The 17,314-nt window shown below is 62.1% G+C and carries 16 protein-coding genes; 6 read left to right on the top strand and 10 right to left on the bottom strand.

Translation table 11 applies throughout. The annotated features are described in order from the left end of the window. Window positions 1–39: 39 nt before the first annotated feature. Genes G454_RS0105715 through G454_RS0105705 form a run of 3 tightly spaced genes read left to right on the top strand, consistent with a single transcriptional unit; the run spans window position 40 to window position 2,264 of the window. Window positions 40–357 carry a PH domain-containing protein gene (locus G454_RS0105715; protein WP_027717837.1) on the top strand — a complete coding sequence of 106 codons (318 nt, stop codon included), beginning with the start codon at window positions 40–42 and terminating at the stop codon, window positions 355–357. Window positions 358–410: 53 nt separating this feature from the next. Continuing rightward, on the top strand, window positions 411–659 hold the full coding sequence (locus G454_RS0105710) for a hypothetical protein (protein ID WP_027717836.1): 249 nt from the start codon (window positions 411–413) through the stop codon (window positions 657–659). A 3-nt stretch (window positions 660–662) separates the two neighbouring features. After that, complete coding sequence (locus G454_RS0105705; RefSeq protein ID WP_027717835.1) at window positions 663–2,264, top strand: sodium:solute symporter family protein; 1,602 nt, start codon at window positions 663–665, stop codon at window positions 2,262–2,264. A gap of 44 nt (window positions 2,265–2,308) precedes the next feature. Here G454_RS0105705 and nth read toward each other — a convergent pair whose 3' ends face one another. Both nth and G454_RS0105695 read right to left on the bottom strand, forming a co-directional pair. After that, complete coding sequence (nth, locus tag G454_RS0105700; protein ID WP_027717834.1) at window positions 2,309–2,947, bottom strand: endonuclease III; 639 nt, start codon at window positions 2,945–2,947, stop codon at window positions 2,309–2,311. Next, a complete protein-coding gene (locus G454_RS0105695) occupies window positions 2,944–3,372 on the bottom strand; it encodes a CoA-binding protein (RefSeq protein WP_027717833.1) in 429 nt (142 codons plus the stop codon). The genes nth and G454_RS0105695 overlap by 4 nt, the downstream gene beginning before the upstream one ends. 200 nt (window positions 3,373–3,572) lie before the next feature. On the opposite strand from G454_RS0105695, the gene G454_RS0105690 reads away from it, so the two are divergent. Both G454_RS0105690 and G454_RS0105685 read left to right on the top strand, forming a co-directional pair. Beyond that, window positions 3,573–4,319: a DUF4912 domain-containing protein gene (locus tag G454_RS0105690; RefSeq protein WP_027717832.1), complete on the top strand. Its 747-nt coding sequence runs from the start codon at window positions 3,573–3,575 to the stop codon at window positions 4,317–4,319. 51 nt (window positions 4,320–4,370) lie between these two features. Beyond that, the gene (locus tag G454_RS0105685; RefSeq protein ID WP_245574330.1) at window positions 4,371–5,942 is read left to right on the top strand and encodes a glycoside hydrolase family 57 protein; all 1,572 of its coding nucleotides are present in this window, start codon (window positions 4,371–4,373) and stop codon (window positions 5,940–5,942) included. Between the two features lie 30 nt (window positions 5,943–5,972). On the opposite strand, the gene G454_RS0105680 is transcribed toward G454_RS0105685, so the two are convergent. From G454_RS0105680 to nifV, 7 genes are all read right to left on the bottom strand, one after another. Continuing rightward, window positions 5,973–8,408: a sugar phosphate nucleotidyltransferase gene (locus tag G454_RS0105680; RefSeq protein ID WP_027717830.1), complete on the bottom strand. Its 2,436-nt coding sequence runs from the start codon at window positions 8,406–8,408 to the stop codon at window positions 5,973–5,975. Further along, a complete protein-coding gene (locus G454_RS0105675; RefSeq protein WP_027717829.1) occupies window positions 8,405–9,667 on the bottom strand; it encodes a glycosyltransferase family 4 protein in 1,263 nt (420 codons plus the stop codon). The genes G454_RS0105680 and G454_RS0105675 overlap by 4 nt, the downstream gene beginning before the upstream one ends. Window positions 9,668–9,780: 113 nt before the next feature. Then, window positions 9,781–10,155 (bottom strand): carbohydrate-binding protein, encoded by a 375-nt coding sequence (locus tag G454_RS0105670; RefSeq protein WP_027717828.1) that lies wholly within the window; start codon window positions 10,153–10,155, stop codon window positions 9,781–9,783. A 122-nt stretch (window positions 10,156–10,277) separates the two neighbouring features. Beyond that, window positions 10,278–11,288, bottom strand: coding sequence for an isocitrate/isopropylmalate dehydrogenase family protein (locus G454_RS0105665; protein ID WP_027717827.1), 1,011 nt, complete (start codon window positions 11,286–11,288; stop codon window positions 10,278–10,280). Further along, window positions 11,288–11,794 carry a 3-isopropylmalate dehydratase small subunit gene (locus G454_RS0105660; RefSeq protein WP_483782831.1) on the bottom strand — a complete coding sequence of 169 codons (507 nt, stop codon included), beginning with the start codon at window positions 11,792–11,794 and terminating at the stop codon, window positions 11,288–11,290. The genes G454_RS0105665 and G454_RS0105660 overlap by 1 nt, the downstream gene beginning before the upstream one ends. A 10-nt stretch (window positions 11,795–11,804) precedes the next feature. After that, window positions 11,805–13,067, bottom strand: a complete 1,263-nt coding sequence (locus G454_RS0105655) for a 3-isopropylmalate dehydratase large subunit (protein ID WP_027717825.1) — start codon at window positions 13,065–13,067, stop codon at window positions 11,805–11,807. Window positions 13,068–13,071: 4 nt separating this feature from the next. Continuing rightward, a complete protein-coding gene (gene nifV / locus G454_RS0105650) occupies window positions 13,072–14,217 on the bottom strand; it encodes a homocitrate synthase (RefSeq protein WP_027717824.1) in 1,146 nt (381 codons plus the stop codon). A 357-nt stretch (window positions 14,218–14,574) separates the two neighbouring features. Between nifV and G454_RS0105645 the strand changes: the two genes are divergently transcribed. Then, entirely contained in the window at window positions 14,575–15,831 is a 1,257-nt protein-coding gene (locus G454_RS0105645) for an L-lactate MFS transporter (RefSeq protein ID WP_051275942.1), read from the top strand. 16 nt (window positions 15,832–15,847) lie between these two features. Here G454_RS0105645 and gatB read toward each other — a convergent pair whose 3' ends face one another. Then, window positions 15,848–17,302, bottom strand: a complete 1,455-nt coding sequence (gene gatB / locus G454_RS0105640) for an Asp-tRNA(Asn)/Glu-tRNA(Gln) amidotransferase subunit GatB (protein ID WP_027717822.1) — start codon at window positions 17,300–17,302, stop codon at window positions 15,848–15,850. Between the last annotated feature and the right edge of the window lie 12 nt (window positions 17,303–17,314).

Genomic DNA, 17,314 nt, shown 5'->3' with positions numbered 1-17,314 from the left:
GCCTCAAAAACAAGGCAAAAGAAACGGGGGTAATGGGCGTTGAAGGAGCAAAGGGGCAAGTACGTGCTGGAGATTACCCGGGGGCAGCGGACTTACCGCCTGGTCTTTCGCACGGAAGAGGACATGCTTAACTGGGAGAAGGCCTACCGCAAGAGCCGGCTCTACATGCCGTATTTCCTGCTGGGCGTGGGGATCAACCTTCTCCTTTACAAGCTGGGCCTGGACCTTTCCAAAAACCTCCTCCTGGGGGGCTTTGTGGGCCTGGCCGTCCCCTTGGCCAGCATGTTTCTCTTTACCGAGCTCCATTACCGCCTGCGATACAGCCGCGGGGGAGGTGAGAGGGAGGGGAAGGATTAGGCGCTCTTTTAGGTAGGGAGGCGAAAATTTTCCAAAAAGGAGGTCTAAAGCACGTGTTTAAGGGCATGCACCCCGTATTCTGGGTTGGGCTGGCCATCATGTACGGGCTGACGGCTATTTTCATGCTCTGGGAGATAAACACGCCGCAGTCCACCTTCCAGGTGAAAATGCTTGGCGTGCCCGCCCCCTTTGTCTACCACGCCGTCTTCATGCTTCTCATCGTCAGCCTGTTCCTCAGCTGGCTGTGGTACTATGTGCCCGAACAAATAACCAAAAAGCGCGAGCAGGAAAGGAGGTCTTAGACCGTGGGAGCCAGCCCCATTGTCGTTTTATTTGCCGTGGCCTACTTTGCCGTGCTCTTTGGCATCGGCTACTTCACCCGCAAGGCGGGCCTTAGCGCCGCGGACTACATGGTGGCCGGGCGCAAGGTGGGCGCCTTTGTCAACGGCGCCGCCCTGGCCTCCACCTACCTCAGCGCGGCCAGCTTTCTCGGCCTGCCGGCCTTCATCTTCCTTCTGGGCTACCCCTTCTGGTGGGCTCTGACTTCCATCATCCTGGGCATGCCCATTGCCTCCATGCTGGCCGCCGCGCCCCTGCGCAAGTATGCGCCGGTTTCCTTCACGGACTACTATGCCGACCGCTACGACGACCAGGTGGGCATGCGGGTGGTCATTAGCCTACCGGTAATCGTCTCCGGCATCCTCTACATCACCCTCAACCTTATCGGCACGGCCATCTTCCTCATGGCCATCCTTAAGATCCCCTACGTTTGGTCCCTGGTCATTGCCGCCGGCGTGGTGCTCTTTTACGTCTACCTGGGCGGCATGGTGGCCACCACCTGGTCCAACGCCTTCCAGGGGGTGGTCATGGCCGTGGCCGCGGTTGTTGCCGGCCTGGCGGCCATCTCCTTCTTTGGCGGCTTGAACGAGCTGGGCAACGCCATCTACCAGAACAACCCCAAGTTCTGGAATCCCCCTCACTCGCCCCTGGGCACGGCCAGCCCCCTGATGGCCACCTGGACGGGCATGGTCAGCTTCTTCTTTGTCTGGCACTTCGGTTTTGCCACCATGCCCTACACGGTGGTGCGCTTCTTCACCACCATGGACATCAACACCGCCCGGCGCAGCATTTTCTGGGCCACCCTCCTGGGCGGCTGCATGTACTGGGGCCTGATGGTTATCGGCAGCGCGGCCAAGGTGCTCATTGAAAAGTTCCACCCGCTGGCGCAGCAAATTGGAGCCAAGAGCGCCGTAGACGTGCTCAAGGCCCTGCAGAAGATGTTTGCCACCACCGCGGCCACGGCCAACGACTACTCCATGATTGCCGCCGTGGAGGCTTTAAGGAACGACTGGCTGATGGGCATCCTGGTGGCCGGGGGCCTGAGCGTGGCCATGTCCACCGTGGCCGGCTGGCTGGTGGTCATGAACGTGATCCTCGGGCGCGACTGGATGACCAAGATTTTCAAGGTCAAGTGGGCGCAGGAAAACCCGGTGGCCGTATTGCGCATGTGGTCGGTTATCCTCACCGTGCTCTGCTTCCTTATTGCCCTTAACCCGCCGGGCATGGTTTTAGACCTCTCCGGCTGGGCTTTCGTGGTCATCATCGCCACCATCGGACCGCCGCTCATTCTGGGCATCTGGTGGGACCGGGCCACCCGGGCGGCCACTTACGCCAGCGTGTTCATCTTCCTGCCGCTTACCCTCTTTTCCTGGATCTACGCCAGGAACGTGCTCAAGAGCCCGCACTGGTTCTTCCTGAATAACGCCTTTGGCTGGAAGATTGCCACGGCCCACCAGGACTACTGGATCTTCATCTCCTTCATTGTCTTCATCATCATCTCCCTCCTCACCAAGCCGCCGAAGCCCGAGGTCATCCAGAAGTACAGCCTGGACCTGCGCCAGGATTAGGCCCGGGAAAAATGTAAGGCTCCCGCTGGAAGCAGCGGGAGCTTTTAGTTTTGGCGGCCGGGGCAGAGGTGGCTTAGTGAGCAGGTGCCGCAGCGGGGCCTTACGGCCTTGCAGACGGCCCGCCCGTGGGCAATTAAGCGGTGATGGGCGTCTCTTCGCTCTTCTTCCGGGATGACGGCCAGCAGCTCTTCCTCCACTTTCTGCGGGGTCTTGCCCCGCGCCAGGCCCAGGCGGCGGGCCACCCGCAGCACGTGGGTGTCCACCGGGAGGGCGGGCCGGCCAAAGGCCACGTTTAAGACCACGTTGGCCGTCTTGCGGCCCACGCCGGGCAGCCTTTGGAGCTCTTCCAGGCTCTCCGGGACCCGCGAGCCGTACTTCTCCACCAGGATGCGGCTGGCGGCAATGATGTGGCGGCTTTTGTTCTTGTACAGGCCACAGCCCCTGATCTCCCGCGCCAGCTCCTCGGGCGTGAGGCGGGCAAAGTCTTCCGGTTCCCGGTAGCGGGCAAAGAGTTGCCGCGTGATGCGGTTCACCTGCCGGTCGGTGGTCTGGGCGGAGAGGATGGCCGCCACCAGGAGCTGGAAGGGCGTTTCAAAAAGAAGGGCGGTGCGGGCCTCCGGGTAGGTGCGGGCCAGGATGTCCAGGATCTCTCTCACCCGCCGTGCTTCTCCTGCTTCCTTCAACAACCACTTCCCCCCAGCAGGCGCCGGTGTTCCACCATGAGGCAGCGGTCCATGATTACCGTGGCTCCCGCCTGCCGGGCGGCAAGGGCCGCCTCCTGGTGGACGACTCCCAGCTGGAGCCAGATCACCGGCAGAGGGCTGAGCTTTAAAGCCTTCTCCACCACTCCCGGGACTTCGGATGGCTGCCGGAAGACGTTGACGATGTCCACCGGGCAGGGGAGGGATTCCAGGTCGGGGTACGCTTTTTCTCCCAGCGCTTCGGCAATGGTGGGGTTAACCGGTATGATGCGGTAGCCGTGATCTTTCATGTACGCGGCCACCCGGTAGCTGTCCCGCGTCGGGTTGTTGGAAAGGCCCACCACGGCAATGACCCTGCTTTTTTGGAGGATTTCCTTTATGCGCTCGTCGTCAGGATTAACAAACAATTTTGTTAACCTCCCGGCAGTACGTTTAAAAAAATTTTATCCTGCGCTGGGGCCGGCAAACAATAACCCCTGCCGCTTTTCCCTTTCCGGCGGCGGCGTTTATTAATGACGGGTCGGGGGAATATTTAAATAGAGCCTCTTGGGCTTGCGCCACAGAAAAATCCTTTTGCCCGTTAGCTTTCCGTGAGGGAGGGTGTTGCATGACCACCTTGTTTTTCCTTTTGGTGGGGGTTGCTTTGCTTGTGCTGGCCCTGGGCATTTTTTTATGGGCAGGTAAGGGGCGGCCTTCCCCACCGGCGGCAGGCGGGGAAGCCGTTTCTTTTCGCGAGGAAATGGCCGAGGAACTCGGCCTCTTTCCCGCCACACCACCGGAGGCGCCTGCCGTGCCGCCGCGGGAGCCGGAGCTCGTCCTGCCCCAGCGCTACGGGGTGGACCGCCTGGTGCTCATGGTGAGGGACCCCTACTGGCTGTATGCCTACTGGGAAATCAGCGCCACCCGCCAGGAAGAGTTTAACGCCGCCTTCGGCCCCCGCGCCTGGGAGTCCACGCGCCCGGTGCTCAGGGTGTACGACGTCACGGGGGTAAATTTCAACGGCTTTAACGCCGTAGGATACACGGACATCAACATCCAGGAGGAGGCCGACAGCTGGCACATCCCCGTGGGCCAGCCCAACCGCTCCTACTGTGTGGATCTCGGGCGCAAGTTTCCCGACGGGCGCTTTGTGACCCTCTTGCGCTCCAATGTGGTTACCACGCCGCGCTCTTCCCTGTCCGAGTGCCTGGACGAGGAGTGGATGTGGATTGAAGAGCTTTACCGCGGGCTGCGCTTCCCGTACGGTGTGAGCTCGCCCATGATGGCCGAAGAGGTGCGCAGGAGGGCAGAAGTTTTCCCGGTGAGCATCAGCTCGCCCGCCTTCGGGCCGCCGGCACAGGAGCCGGGGAAATGATACCACTAGAGCAGGAAGGTGCTTCCAGTGGCCAGAGGTTACTTGGCTTTGGTGCTTCATGCCCATCTTCCCTTTGTGCGCCACCCCGAACACGAGCATTTCCTGGAGGAGAGGTGGCTTTTTGAGGCCATCACGGAAACCTACGTGCCCCTCCTGCAGGTTTTCGAGCGCCTGGTGGCCGACGGTATACCTTTTCGCCTCACCGTTTCCCTTTCGCCCACGCTCATCTCCATGCTCACCGATGAGCTCTTGCAGGACCGTTACGCGCGCCACCTGGAGAAGCTCATCGAGCTGGCCGACAAGGAGGTCGGCCGCACCAGGCACACCCCCTTCCACGAGACGGCCCTCATGTACCAGCGCATGTTCCGCGACATTGCCCGCACCTATCACGAGACCTACGGGCGGAATCTGGTGCAGGGCTTTAAGCGTTTCCAGGATGCGGGACGCCTGGAGATCATCACCTGCGCGGCCACCCACGGCTACCTACCGCTGCTCATGATCAACCCGGAGGCCGTAAGGGCACAGGTGGCGGTGGCCGTGGACCTCTTTAAGCGCCACTTTGGCAGCCCGCCCAAGGGATTCTGGCTGCCGGAGTGCGGTTACGCCCCGGGCATCGACGAAATCTTAAAGGAATTCGGCATCCGCTACTTTTTTACCGATACCCATGGGGTCCTCTTTGCCTCGCACCGCCCCCGCTACGGCGTTTTTGCCCCCATCTACTGCCCTTCGGGGGTGGCGGTGTTCGGGCGGGACGTGGAGTCTTCCCGGCAGGTCTGGAGCGCCCAGGAAGGTTATCCCGGGGACTTCGACTACCGCGAGTTTTACCGGGATATCGGCTTTGACCTTGACTACGAGTACATCAAGCCCTACATCCACCCCGACGGCATCCGCGTGCACACGGGGATCAAGTATTACCGCGTTACCGGGAAGACCAACCACAAGGAGCCGTACGTGCCGGCCTGGGCCAAGGAAAAGGCTGCCGTCCACGCGGGCAACTTCATGTTTAACCGGGAGCACCAGATCAGGTACCTCTGCCGGCATATGGACCGCCCGCCGGTGGTGGTGGCGCCTTACGACGCCGAGCTGTTCGGCCATTGGTGGTTTGAGGGGCCCCTGTGGCTGGAGTTCCTCATCCGCAAGATCCACTACGACCAGGACACAGTGGAGCTGATCACGCCCGGCGATTACCTGCGGGCCTTCCCCTGCAACCAGGTGGCCAGGCCGTGTCCCTCCAGCTGGGGGAACAAAGGCTACAACGAGGTCTGGCTGTGCCAGGCCAACGAGTGGATCTACCGCCACCTTCACCTGGCCGCCTCCCGCATGGTGGAGCTGGCCGGGCGCTACCATGAGGCCGACGGCCTTTTGCGGCGCGCGCTCAACCAGGCGGCCAGGGAACTGCTGCTGGCCCAGAGCAGCGACTGGGCCTTCATCATGAGTACCGGGACGGCGGTGGAATACGCCGTGCGGCGCACCAAGGCCCACCTCCTGAATTTCCTGCGCCTCTACGAGGAGATCAGGAGGGGAAGCATAGACGAGGACCACCTCGCCTGGCTGGAGTGGCGCCACAACATTTTCCCCCACCTCGATTACCGCTGGTACGCTTCGGAGGCCACAGGCTCATAAAAAAGCTCCCCTAAATAAGGGGAGCTTCGTTCACATGCGCCCGGCGACGATTTCCTTTATTTTTTCAATGTAAAAGTCGCTTAAAGAGCGGGCAATTTCCATGGAGGCCCCTTCCGCAAACACGCGGCACACCGGCATATCCGGGTCGGGCAGCACCAGCGCCCAGCCCTGGGGATGGTATACTTTCACACCGTCTAAGAGCTCCAGCTGGTTCGTAGGGGGGTCTTCAATGAGGCGCCTGATCACCAGGCCCTTGGTCTCCCAGGGTACCGGCACCTCCCTTTGCTCTAAGTAAAAAGCGGGGATTTCGTCCACCAGCTGGCCCAGGGTGAGGCCGTTCCTGGCCGCGTAATCCAGCACGTAAAGGAGGGCCCCCAGGGGGTCCAGGTGCACAAAGACACGCAGTTCTCCCAGAGGCATGACCTTTTCCAGGAGGTCGTGGAGGGAGGCCTTGGTCCTCACCACCTTGCCCTGGTACTTTTGGGCCAGCAGCTCGACGGCCCTGGGAGCGGTAACGGGTACCGCCACCGGCTCACCGCGGGAGCGCAGGTCGACCAGGGCCAGGAGGGCGGTGAGCATTTCACCCGCTATGATGCGCCCCCGCTCGTCGACCAGCGCCAGGTAGCCGCCGTCCGTGCTTATGATTGCTCCCAGCGGGGCTCCTCTTTCCGGCACCTCGCGGCTGATCTGCGCGAGGGCCTCGGAAAGATCCGCTCCTACAGCTCCCAGCGCCTCCACCTGCAGGCCGAGCCGCTCGGCCAGGTAATCCACGAGGCGCCCCACGTCCTCCCGGTCGAAGGCCACCAGGAGGCGCAGGGCGCCGGGCTTCCAGAGGGCGGGCTGGCAGTAGCGCAGCAAAAATTGAAGATACTCTTCCGCAACCGGGGGCGCCTTCTGGGGAGAAAGGAGGTGCCCGGCGTCGACCCGGCGGTAGTCTTCCCTCCAGAGGAGGTTTTCCACTTTTCTCTCTAAGCTGTGGGAAATGTTGCCCCCCCGCTGGTCGAGGAAGGCGAGGTGGAGTGAGCCCTCGCGGGGGGAGTAATGCACGTGGACCCCGCCCTTTAGCCCCAGGTGGCGGACGGCAAAACGGTGGAGGGGCGCCAGGCATGTACCCAGATCGACCACCCGGGCCCCGGAGGCCTGCATACCGGCTACCAGCGCGTTTTTGATCATCACCGCCGCCGGGTGGCCGTCGCAGCCTGCGGAAAGCTGTACTCCCGCAGGTCCGGCGGCGGAGGCAAAGGCGGAGCCCAGGCGGCAGGCCATTTCCGGTGTTATTTCCAGGTTGGGTATCCCGGAAATGCCCTTTTGGCCGAAGATTTTTTTGGGCTGGCGCGTCCCCCAGACAAGGCTTTCCTGCACCACCGCCCCGCTTTCCACCAGCTTGCCGGGCCACAGCTTGACGGAGGGCTTTATCGTGGCGTGCTCTTTAACCAGGGAGTCGCTGCCCACCACGGCCCCCTCGTAAAGGGCGGCCTGCCTCAAAACCTGCACCCTGCTGGCCAGGACCGCCCCCCGCAGCGTTGCCCCCTCGCCGACGTAAACGTTGTTCCAGAGGACGCTGCGCTTGATGGAGGCCTTGTCCCGCACGATACAACCCGGGCCCAGCACGGCATAGGGGCCGACCTCCGCGCCGGGACCGATGCAGCAGCCGTCGCCGATGAGTACCGGTGGCCTGAGGCGGGCGGCGGCGCTTATGTCCGCGCCCTCGCCCACCCAGATCCCCGGCTCCACCTCCCGCGCGGGGAGACCAATCCTCACCTTTCCCTCCAGGACGTCGTGGTGGGACTGCAGGTACTGGGTGAGGTTGCCGATGTCGCACCAGTACCCCGGCAGCACCACCCCGTAGAGGGGCTTTTTCTCGCGCAAAAGGAGCGGGAAAAGGTCCTTGCTGAAGTCAAACATGCGGTCCGGCTCGATATACTCCAGCACTTCCGGCTCCAGCACGTAGATGCCGGTGTTGACCGTGTCGCTGAAGACCTCGCTCCAGGAAGGCTTCTCCAGGAAGCGGGCAATGCGCCCGTCCGGCCCGGTGATGACCACCCCGTATTCCAGGGGAAGGTCCACCCTGGTGAGGACAATGGTGGCCATGGCCCCGCTCCGGCGGTGAAATTCCACCGCCTTTGAAAGGTCGAGGTCGGTGAGGGCGTCGCCGCTGATGACAAGGAATGTTTCGTCCAGGAAGTCGCGGGCGTTTCTCACGCTGCCGGCCGTGCCCAGGGGGGTTTCCTCCACAAAGTAGCGCATTTCCAGGCCGAACCTCGCCCCGTGGCCGAAGTAATCCCTAATGGCTTCCGGCATGTACTGCAGGGTTACGGCCACTTCGTGAAAGCCGTGCTCCCGCAGCAGCTCTACAATGTGGGCCATCATGGGACGGTTGGCCACCGGCACCATGGGCTTGGGGCGGTCGCAGGTAAGGGGGCGGAGGCGGGATCCCTCTCCCCCGGCCATGATTACCGCTTTCATTGCACCCCTCCTTTTACCAGCATCTTGCTGAAGCGGCCCCAGATACCGCCGCCGGGGCGCGCGGGCAGCCCGCAGGACCAGGGCGTGCGCCGGTATTCTTCCCATACCTGCCGGTAAAGCTTCCTGGTTTCCAGAGCGATGTCCCGCCAGCTGAATTTTTCCTGTACCTTTTTGTAGGCCCTTTGGCGGAGGCTGTGGGCCAGCTGGCGGTCTTTTAAGAGCCATACCACCATGTCGGCCAGGGAGCGGCTGTTGCCGGGGTAAAACTTCAGGCCGTCCACGCCGTGCTCGACGATTTCGCTTAGGCCCCCGGTATCGGCCACCACCACCGGTACCCTGGCCGCCATGGCCTCCAGGGCCACAATGCCAAAGGGTTCGTAGAGGCTGGGAAATACGGCCACATCCGCCCAGCTGTAGAGGTTGTTGCGGGTTTCGTCGTCCACGTAACCGGTAAAGTACACCTTGGGCGCAATGCCCAAGGCGGCGGCCAGGCGCTGCAGTTCTTCCGCAAACGGGCCCTTGCCAGCAATGACGAATTTCGCCTGGGGGTGGCGGGCCAGGATCTGCGGCGCCGCTTCCAGCAGCAGCTGCACGCCCTTCTCCCGCACCAGGCGCCCCACGTAAAAAACGATTTGCTCCGAGGGGGCGGCAAAATGCTCCCTGCTCACCCTTACGGTGTGTACGGCAAAGCGGGTCGGGTTGACCCCGTTGTAGATGACCTCGATCTTGTCTTCGGGGAGGCTAAACACGTGGCGTACCTCGTTTTTCATGTAGTGGCTGCAGCAGATTATCTTCCAGGCCTCGTAGGTCAGCCACCACTCGATGTCGCTGATGTGCCGCTGTGTGTCGTTGTGCAGGCCGTTGTTGCGCCCGTACTCGGTGGCGTGAATGGTGGCCACCAGGGGCAGGCGCAGGGCGTGTTTCAAGGCCCTGGCCGCGTAGGCCACCAGCCAGTCGTGGGCATGGATGATATGTACCCTTTCCAGCTCGTTCAAGAGGGAGATGGCCTTTTCCAGCATGGCGATGTTGAACTGGGCCACCCAGGTGACAAAGTGGGGGGACGATACGCTGTAGGTATGGAAGCGGTGGACGTGCACGCCGTTGACCAGCTCGTACAGGGGGGAGCCCGGCGCGCTGCAGGTGAGAACGTGGACTTCCTCCCCGAGGGCCGCCAGGGCGGCCGATAAATCGTACACGTGCTGGGCCAGCCCTCCCACCACGCGGGGTGGGAATTCCCAGGAAAGCATGAGGATGCGCAAAAGCTTCCCTCCCGCTTTGTAAAAGGCCAGATTGGAGTTTGGTATTAAAGTAAATCCCTACCGGGCAGGTGAAATACGGTAGGGATCGGGTGCAATTTTAATTTGGCGCACGCTTACTCCCTGCGCCGCCCGTTGTGGATCTCGTAGGGCCAGTTGAGCCCGTTGTTGTTGTCCCAGTTATAGGCATTGTCGCGGAAGCAAAAGTTAAAGTGGCTTTCATCGGGCATCTCCAGCGTTTTCACCCAGCCGTAACCCGTACGGGACATCCGCAGGTCTTGGACGTTTTTCCAGTGGCGGGGGTCGCCAAAGCCGACGTGCAGGTAAATTTGCTCCGCCCCGCTCTTGGCCAAGAGGCCGTTGTAAAATACCGTGACCTCGTCAAAGGCCGTGATGGGGGTCGGGTCCACCACTACCCCGCCGGGGAAGTCGGCATCGCGCATGAGCCTTATCTTTTCCGCTCCCTCTCCGAAGTTGGTCGGATGCGCCAAGGAAGTTCACCTCCCGGCTGTTATTTATTTACACAACTTTATTATTATGAGCCGGCGTTTTTTTTATACGACCCCAGAAACATAAAAAGGCCCGGCACCTTTGGCCGGGCTCCTTTCAGGCCTTAGAGGCCCGCTTCCATTTTGGCCACTATGGCTTCCGCCATCTCGCCGGTGGTGGCGTTTCCTCCCAGGTCGTAGGTGAGGTGCCTTCCTTCCTCCAGCACGGCCAGCACCGCCCTGTAAATGCGCCCTGCCGCCTCCTCCTCCCCGATGTGCTGGAGCATCATGACCCCCGAGAGGATCATGGCCAGGGGGTTGATGCGGTTCTTGCCGGCGTGCTTGGGGGCGCTGCCGTGGACGGGCTCAAAGACGGCCACTTCATCCCCGATGTTGGCCCCCGGCGCAACCCCCAGCCCGCCCACCAGGCCGGCGCAGAGGTCGCTGATGATGTCCCCGTAAAGGTTGGGCATGACCAGCACGTCGTAGTTTTCCGGCGCCTGCACCAGCTTCATGCACATGGCGTCGACAATCATTTCCTCGTAGGCAATCTCCGGGTACGCCGCGGCCACCCTGCGGGCGCACTCCAGGAACAGCCCGTCGGTGAGCTTCATGATGTTGGCCTTGTGCACGGCGGTAACCTTCTTGCGCCCCTTGCTCCTGGCCAGCTCAAAGGCAAAGCGCACGATGCGTTCCGAGGCTTCCCGCGTGATGATCTTGATGCTCTCGGCGGCATCCCGCCCCACGCGGTGCTCCACCCCGGCGTATAGGTCCTCGGTATTTTCGCGCACGACAATTAAATCCACTCCCTGGTAGCGGGAAGGCACGCCCGGCAGGGTGCGGGCGGGGCGGACGTTGGCATAAAGGTCCAGTTCCTGCCGCAGGGCAACGTTAACGCTGCGCATGCCCCCTCCCACCGGGGTGGTAATGGGGCCTTTTAAGGCCACGCGGTTTTGCCTGATGGATTCCAGCACGTGCTCCGGCAGGGGGGTACCGTAGCGGGAAAGGGTTGCCTCCCCGGCCTCCACCACTTCCCACTGGATGCGGGCGCCGCTGGCGTCGATGACCCGGCGGGCGGCCCAGGCAATTTCCGGCCCCACGCCGTCCCCGGGGATAAGGGTTACCTTGCGGGTCACTATTCCTTCTCCTCCTCAAGCCTAAAGCCGCCGTGCTTGCGGAAGTGGGCGACCAGACCCCCATCGTTGAGGATCTTAATCATCACCGGCGGCAGGGGTTTGATGGGCAGGGTCGTGGCCTTGGTCCTGTTGGTTATAAGGCCGGCCTTTAAATCCACCTCCAGCTCGTCGCCGGGGTCGATCTGGTCCGTGTCGCACTCCACCACCGGCAGCCCGGTGTTGATGGCGTTGCGGTAGAAGATGCGGGCAAAGGACTTGGCCAGCACGGCGGAGATGCGGGCGTGCTTTATGGCCAGGGGGGCCTGCTCCCGGGAAGAACCGCAGCCGAAATTGCGCCCGGCCACAATGAAGTCGCCCGGCGCAATCTTATGGTAAAAATCCGGGTCCAGGTCCTCCATGACGTGCCTGGCCAGCTCGTCCATGTCCAGGGTTTTGAACTTATACTTGCCGGAAATGATATAGTCGGTGTTGATGTCGTCGCCAAACTTGTGGGCTTTTCCTTTCAGCAGCACGGGATCACCTGCTTTCCAGAAAGTGGCGCGGGTCGGTTATCTTGCCGGTTAGGGCGGAGGCGGCCACGGTGGCCGGCGAAGCCAGGTAGATGAAGGCCTTGTTGTTGCCCATTCGCCCCTTGAAGTTGCGGTTGGCGGTGGAAATGACGTTCTCCCCGTCGGCAGGAATGCCGTTGTGGGTGCCCACGCAGGGGCCGCAGCCGGGCGTGACCACGGCGGCACCGCTTTCCACCAGTGCCTGGATAATGCCCTCCCGCATGGCCTCCAGGTATACCTGCCGCGAGGCAGGGGCCACGACGAGGCGCACGTCCCGGTGCACGCGCCTGCCGGCCAGGATCCTGGCCGCCACGCGCAGGTCTTCCAGCCGCCCGTTGGTGCAGGTGCCGATGACGGCCTGCTGCACGGGCGTCCCGGCCACTTCCTCCACCGGGCGGACGTTGTCCACCCTGTGAGGGCAGGCCACCTGGGGGGAGAGCCGCGAGACGTCGTATTCGGCCACGCGGGCGTAGCGGGCATCCTCGTCGGGTCTTACGGGCACGAACTGGCGGCGGGTGTGGCGGGCCAGCCAGGCAAGGGTCTTGTCGTCGGCTTCCATAAGGCCGGCCTTGGCCCCCATTTCCACGGCCATGTTGGCTACGGTAAAGCGCCCTTCCATGGACAGCTGGGCGATAGCCTCCCCGGCAAACTCCACGGCCATGTAGGTGGCGCCGTCGGCCGTCAGCTGGCCGATGAGGTAGAGGATGAGGTCCTTGGCGTAAACTCCCGGGGGCAGCGTGCCGCGGCAGACGATCCTGAAGGTTTCGGGCACCTTAAACCACATCTGTCCGGAGATCATGGCCGCTGCCAGGTCTGTGGACCCGACGCCGGTAGCCAGGGCGTTTAGCGCCCCGTAGGTGCAGGTGTGGGAGTCGGCGCCGATGACCAGCGACCCCGGCCCCACGCGCCCGCTTTCCGGAACCACCTGGTGGCACACGCCTTCGCCGATGTCGTAGAGGTGGATGCCCTGCTCGCGGGCAAAGCGGCGCATGAGCTGGTGGAGGTTGGAAACCCCCTCGCTTGGGCTGGGAGCGCTGTGGTCGATGACAAAGGCGACGCGCTCGGGGTCGAAGACCCGCCTGCCGCCCATTTCCTCAAAGGAGCGGATGGCCAGCGGCGAGGTGCCGTCCTGGCCCATGATGAAGTCCACCCGGGCAACCACAATGTCGTGGGCGTAGGCTTCCTGGCCGCTGTGCGCGGAGAGGATCTTTTCCGCTATGGTCTGGCCCAAGTTTTTATCCCCTCTTTCCACCAAAGTAATCCTCGTAGATGTACATGAGCTCTTTGTCAAAGAGCGGGCGCTTGAGCTGCACGCAGTAGGCGCGGATCTTGGGCAAGAGCTCCCGGGCCTGGAACTCGCTTAAATGAATGCCGTACTCGGCAAACTTGGCCCTTAGGGCGGCGGTGCCCGAGTGCTTGCCGATGACGATCTGGCGCTCCAGGCCCACCTCCTCCGGATGGAAGGCCTCGTACGTCTTGGGGTTTTTCAGGGCACCGTCGGCGTGAATGCCCGACTCGTGGGCAAACATGTTGGAGCCCACAATGGCCTTCCAGGCCGGCAGTTCCCTGCCCGAAGCCCGGGAAACGTACTCGGCAATCTCCCGGAACATTTCCGTCTTAAAGCCCAGGTCGATGCCCATGATATGCTTTAAGGCCATGACCACCTCTTCTAAAGCGGCGTTGCCCGCCCGCTCGCCCAGGCCGATGACGGTGACGCCCACGTACTTGGCGCCGGCGCGCACGCCGGCCAGGGCGTTGGCGGTGGCCATGCCGAAGTCGTTGTGGGTGTGCATTTCGATGTCGATATCCACATGCTGGAGGATGGTGCGGACGCGCTCGTAGGTGAGGAAGGGATCCAGGATGCCCACCGTATCGCAGTAGCGTAGGCGGTCGGCGCCGGCCTCCTTGGCCGCCCGGGCGAACTGGATGAGGAAGTCCATATCGCTGCGGGAGGCGTCTTCTGCGTTTACCGAGACGTAGAGGCCGTGCTTCTTGGCAAACTCTACGGCTTTAACCATTTGCTCCAGAACCCACTCGCGGCTGGTTTGCAGCTTGTACTTGATGTGGATGTCCGAGGTGGAGATGGAGATGGCCACGGCGTCGACGCCGCAGGCCAGGGAGGCCTCAATGTCGGAAATCACCGGGCGGTTCCAGCCCATAATGCTGGCCCGCAGCCCGGAGCGCACGATCTCCTTGATGGCCTCCATCTCGTCCCCACCCATGACGGGGATGCCCGCCTCAATCTGGTGCACCCCTATTTCGTCTAAAAGCTTGGCAATGCGCACCTTCTCGCGGTTGGCGAAGACCACTCCTGCCGTTTGCTCCCCGTCCCGCAGGGTGGTGTCGACGATGAAGATTTGCCGCGCCGCCGGTTCCTGCATGAGAAGATCACCCCGTTTGTATCAGATTGCGACACCGGATATACAGTAAAAATAATACCACAAATGTTGGTTAACTGAAAAGTTTTTTGTTTTTGCTCGCTGACGGGCATTCTCCGGCTTTTAACGGTCAGAATTGTGCTTTTTCCTGCAGGGGGTCCTTGAAGGAAGCGCTACCTAACCGTTTGGTGGGGTGATTTGTTAATTGCCGGGATTTTCATATATGGATTTTGGCAGGCTTTATAAAATAAAAGCAGCAAGTAGCCTTTAATATGGGGGGGATGCCTTGGAGGAAGTGCGGATGGAGGTGAGCTTAAAAAGGGTAAGCAAATTTAAGGTACGGTATGGGAGGTGCCGTTTATGGCTCAGGTAAACCCTAACCAGCCGAGTTTGGCCAGGGCGTGGTCGGTTACCTTGGCAGGGATGGGCATAAACCTCTGCTTGGGGGTTCTCTACTCCTGGAGCGTTTTTGCCGCCGCGCTCATCGACAAACTGGGGTGGACCAAGACCCAGTCGCAGTTCCCCTACACCCTGGCCTGCGTCGTTTTCGCCCTGTGCATGGTACCTGCGGGGCGCATGGTCGACCGCTACGGGCCCCGCCTGGTGGCCACCATCGGGGGCATTCTGGCCGGTGCGGGCATGTTCCTTTCGGGTGCCACCCTCAGCCTGACGGGCATTACCATTGGCTTCGGCCTGCTGGCCGGCGCGGCCATGGGCTTCGGTTATTCCGCCCCCACCCCCGCGGCGGTGAAGTGGTTCCAGCCCCACAAGAAGGGCCTCATTGCCGGCCTGGTGGTGGCCGGTTACGGCCTGGCTTCGGTGTACATTGCCCCCTTGACCAAGTATTTCCTGGCCAACTACGGTATTGCCAAGGCCTTTATCTATGAAGGTATTATCTTCCTGGTAGCCATCATTGTTTTGGCCCAGGTGCTGGCCTTCCCGCCGGCAGGCTATGTGCCCTACGGGGGACCGCCCCCGGCCACCAGGGCGGCGGCGGCGGCCAGCTCCAAGTACGACTTTACGCCCGCCGAGATGCTTGGCACGGCCCAGTTTTACCTGCTGTGGCTCATGTTCTGTTTTGCCGCCTCGGCCGGCCTGATGATTATCGGGCACCTGGCCAAGATTGCCCAGATCCAGGCCGGCATCCAGTGGGGCTTTGTCTTCGTGGCCATCCTGGCCGTGGCCAACGCCGGCGGGCGCGTGCTGGCCGGGTGGCTATCCGACCGCCTGGGCCGCACCAACACCATGCTCCTGGTCTTTGCCATCCAGGCGGCCAACATGCTGCTCTTTGCCTCGTACCGGGATGCGGTGACCCTGACCATCGGGTCCATCCTCACCGGCATTGCTTACGGCGCCAACCTCTCCCTCTTTCCCTCGACCACCTTTGACTTCTTTGGCTTGAAGAACGCCGGCATTAACTACGGCCTGGTCTTTACCGGCTGGGGTGCGGCCTCCCTCCTCGGGCCCATCATTGCCGGGCGGGCGGCCGACCTCACGGGCGGCTACAATGCGGCCTATCTGATTTCCGCCGCCCTCCTGGTGGTGGCGGCCATCCTGAGCTTCATTACCAAGCCTCCGGTAAAGGCAGTGCCCGAGAGCGAGACGGTGAAGGCGTAAAAAAGGGGCGGTATAACTACCGCCCCTTCAAATTTTCCAGCTTTTCCCTCAGCAGGCGGTTGGCCAGCTCCGGGTTGGCCTTGCCCCGCGTGGCCTTCATAACCTGCCCCACCAGGAAGGCAAACACCTTCTCCTTGCCGCCCAGGTAGTCCGCCACCACCTTGGGGTTGGCGGCCAGCACCTCCTCCACCACGGCGGCGATGGCCCCTTCATCGGTAATTTGCACGAGCCCCTGCTCCCGCACAATTTCCTCCGGGTCCTTCCCCGTGGCAAACATCTCTTCGAATACCGTCTTGGCTATTTTCCCGCTGATGGTGCCTTTATCCATCAGACGCAGCAGGTCCACCAGCTGCTGCGGCCTGATCTTGCACCGGGTGATCTCCAGGTTGTGGGCATTTAAGAGCCGCGAGAGGTCCCCCATGACCCAGTTGCTGACGGCCTTGGCGTTGGGGTAAAGGGCCACGCACTCCTCAAAGTAGTCAGCCATCTCCTTGGTGGCGGTGAGCACGGCGGCATCGTAAGGGGGTAGCCCGTACTGCTTAATGTACCGCTGGCGGCGCTGGTCCGGCAACTCCGGGAGGCTGGCGCGGATCTCCTCCACCCACTGCCGGTCGATGACCAGGGGCACCAGGTCCGGCTCGGGGAAGTAGCGGTAGTCGTGGGCTTCCTCCTTGCTGCGCATGGAGCGCGTGACGCCCTCGGCCTCATCCCACATCCTGGTTTCCTGGACAATCCTGCCCCCTTCTTCCAGCACGGCCACCTGGCGCCTGATCTCGTAGGCCAGGGCCCGCTGCACGGCTTTGAAGGAGTTCAGGTTCTTTATTTCCGTCTTGGTGCCGAACTCCCGGCTGCCCTTTTTGCGCACGGAGACGTTGGCATCGCACCGCAGGCTGCCCTCTTCCATCTTGCAGTCGGAGACGCCGGTGTACTGGATGATGGCCTTGAGCTTTTCCAGGTAGGCCTTGGCTTCCTCGGGCGTGCGCAGGTCCGGCGCGGAAACAATCTCGATGAGGGGTACGCCCGTGCGGTTGTAGTCCACCAGGGAGTAGGGCGTGGTGGTGATGGTACCCTGGTGCAGGAGCTTCCCCGCATCCTCCTCCATGTGGATGCGGATGATGCCCACGCGCTTAACTTCCCCGTCAACTTCAATGTCCAGGTAGCCGTTTCTGGCCAAGGGGAGGTCGTACTGGGATATCTGGTAGTTCTTGGGTAGGTCCGGGTAGTAGTAATTCTTGCGGTCGAACTTGGAGTACGCGGCAATCTCGCAGTTCAAGGCCAGGGCGGCCTTGATGGCGTACTCCAGCACTTTTTTGTTTAAGACCGGCAAAACCCCCGGCAGGCCCAGGCAGACGGGGCAGACGTGGGCGTTGGGGTCCCCGCCAAAGGCGGTGGGGCACCGGCAGAAGATCTTGGTGTTGGTCTTCAGCTCCACGTGAACTTCCAGACCGATAACGGCTTCATAGTCGTGCAACGCTTTTCCCTC

The organism is Desulfovirgula thermocuniculi DSM 16036 (assembly GCF_000429345.1).
Lineage (GTDB): Bacteria > Bacillota > Desulfotomaculia > Desulfotomaculales > Desulfovirgulaceae > Desulfovirgula > Desulfovirgula thermocuniculi.
Note: the sequence above shows the minus strand (reverse complement) of the source record. Positions and strands in the feature narration are given on the sequence as shown.

Bases quoted from the DNA above. Each gene is read 5' to 3' on its own strand.
- nifV (WP_027717824.1), bottom strand. From the start codon at position 14,217: ATGCAGGAACCGGCGGCGCGGCAAATCTTCATCGTCGACACCACCCTG.
- G454_RS0105680 (WP_027717830.1), bottom strand. From the start codon at position 8,408: ATGAAAGCGGTAATCATGGCCGGGGGAGAGGGATCCCGCCTCCGCCCC.
- G454_RS0105645 (WP_051275942.1), top strand. From the start codon at position 14,575: ATGGCTCAGGTAAACCCTAACCAGCCGAGTTTGGCCAGGGCGTGGTCG.
- G454_RS0105690 (WP_027717832.1), top strand. From the start codon at position 3,573: ATGACCACCTTGTTTTTCCTTTTGGTGGGGGTTGCTTTGCTTGTGCTG.